The 2,493-nt window shown below is 37.7% G+C and carries 2 protein-coding genes; both read left to right on the top strand.

Annotation, left to right across the window (positions count from 1 at the left end; all coding sequences use genetic code 11):
- Positions 1–746: AAA domain-containing protein (locus C5O24_RS12510; protein ID WP_240605014.1), on the top strand; the 746-nt coding region annotated here is incomplete at its 5' end.
- Positions 736–2,406, top strand: a complete 1,671-nt coding sequence (locus tag C5O24_RS12515; protein WP_107037006.1) for a hypothetical protein — start codon at positions 736–738, stop codon at positions 2,404–2,406. The genes C5O24_RS12510 and C5O24_RS12515, both read left to right, overlap by 11 nt.
- The last annotated feature ends 87 nt before the right edge of the window (positions 2,407–2,493 follow it).

Consider the following 2,493-nt stretch of genomic DNA (forward strand, 5'->3'; position numbering starts at 1 on the left):
TCAGAATGCATCCTGCTATCAATGAAGTAATAAAACAATTCTATAAGGACGAAGGTGGTTTGGAGTGCGGTTTGGTGTATCCAAAGGATTTGGGAATCAATGACCCTGACTATATCAATAACCTAGCATCACGATTCCATGGTATCACAGCAGGTCCTATTGATCCCGATGTTCATGTGTTGTGGATTGATTCTTCTTCTCCAGAAATGCTTGATGGTACGTCAAGAGTAAATTATGGAGAGGTTGAGATTATTCGCAAATTGCTTCGTGAGTTGAACGACTCGGATTCATTCCATGAGTATAATAATAGCTGGAGCAGTGTTGAAGACAAGCAGATTGGCTTGATTTCATTCTATGGTAAGCAATTGCGACTGCTCATGGAAATGGCAAGAGAATTCAACCCTGACGAGATGCCTATAAGAGTTAGTACTGTAGATAGATTCCAGGGAATGGAACGCAATATTATCATCGTATCAATGGTAAGAAGCCACTGCCTCCAAACAGAGAAAGGGCAAAAGCCGAATTATACGAAATATGGAGAAGATAGTTATACAAAGCAGGAAGATCTTGGCTTTGCTCAATCTCCAAACCGATTGAATGTTGCTTTGTCACGTGCAAAACGTTTGCTGATAATCGTTGGTGACAGCCAACTCTTTAGAACAAAGGCAATTTATGATAATGTGTACAATACAGTATTCAATCATGAAAATGGTAAAATTTTAACAGCTGAGGAATATGGACTATAAAGAAATTATCAATAAAGGTAAGCTCGTTTATGCTTCACGTTCCACCGATTCTAATTTCCGTTTGTGGAGATTGAACAAGACGGCATGTTATATTACCTACTATAAAGCAGTTGAACTGACCAAGTTGGATAAGGTTCTACTGATGACCATAAAATATAACGGTGGTTCTATCTATGAGAACACGTTAGCTGGTATTCTTGGATTTAACGTTCAGGATGATTTTGAAGTGACTCCAAAAAGATACAAAGATGTCGGAGAGGTATCTATCTTTGGTGGAATCCTATCTGAACTGACAAAGTTCGCATTGATTAGTAATGTCGATCATAAGGTTTCTGTTACACCATTAGGAGAATTGGCTCTTAAGAAAGGTATTAAATACGAATTCTATACGGGGGCACAGCTATTGAACGAATGCTTTGACTTGGCTCAAAAGACAGAAAAGGAATTCCTGTATTTCCCTTTCAGAGACTCTCTTGGTATCGTATCGAAAATTCAAGGAAGCAAATTGTTGCCTTATGAAGATTTCAATAACAATACAATTGAAGAAGAGTTGTATGGCACTCCAGAGGAACTTGTGGCGCGTCTGTTATTGCAATCAGATGATAGTACTTCGGTTTTCAGAGCTGAAGCATCAACTGATGCAAGAATGGGTGAGGTTTATGTTGATTTCAGATTATATGAATATAATGGTCAAAAGTACCCGATAGTTTTCTATCAAGATGAAGTCTCGTTGAAAGCTAACGACTTGTTGTTCAACAACTGTAATGCTCAGTACATTCGTGACAAAATTCATATAGGAGAATACCTACATCTGGTTAGAGAAAGTCGTATGAGATTGACTTACCAGTCTCTGTGTCCTTATATGGATGTATGGTCATTGGATGATTTCCTTGAAAGTGAGTATTTAGATTGGAACGACAAGAAACTGTTTGACAGCATTGCAAAAGTTGCCAATGGAGCCCAATGGTCAAAAATTTCCTCGGTATGTCCGACAGAATCGTTAAAGCCAAACCTTAAACAATACGAGGAATCATTAGACTGGATTATCATCTCGGAAAGGCTTGATAATAATTTTATTGTTGAGAATGCCACAGAGTATCCATGGGACTTTGAATCTCTATCTGCAAATCGTAGTATAGATTTTGTCAAGAGAATTATTGTTATTCCAGAACTCCACAATGATACTATAGATTGGGACTGGGAAACATTGATACCTCAATTGGACGACGAGTTCGTCCTTCAATATATTGATACCATTCCGTTTGTTATGTATTCGCAAACGGAAAAATACTTATTTCTGCATCCAGAGTCGATTTGTACTTATCCAGACCGCAAATGGGACTGGAAATTGCTTTCTTTGAATGCGGAACTCGGATTCATTTTAACCAATATATCAGCATTAGGCAAATATCTATATGTTGAGGATGTGATGCCTCGTGCATTCTCTGATAATAGTTGGGTTCATTCATACTGCGAATCCAGTGCGTTCGCTTTTGCTGTCATTGAGAGTAAAGAACGTCTTTCTACAAACTACAATGCAAACAAGGCTGATTATCAATGGTCAATAGAATTGATTGATTGGCATGAAAAAATGGGCTTTATCACATGGAAGTCTACCAATTATGCAGTTGGTCTTGAATGTAATCCTAATATCGTATAGAACTCTGAGTTCTTTGAACATTATAAAGAAAAGGATTTTAGCGTTAGCTAAATCACATTTCTGCTTCAGTTACAGAGTGTCATATCA

Source organism: Paramuribaculum intestinale, from assembly GCF_003024925.1.
Taxonomy (GTDB): Bacteria; Bacteroidota; Bacteroidia; order Bacteroidales; family Muribaculaceae; genus Paramuribaculum; species Paramuribaculum intestinale.

Bases quoted from the DNA above. Each gene is read 5' to 3' on its own strand.
- C5O24_RS12515 (WP_107037006.1), top strand. From the start codon at position 736: ATGGACTATAAAGAAATTATCAATAAAGGTAAGCTCGTTTATGCTTCA.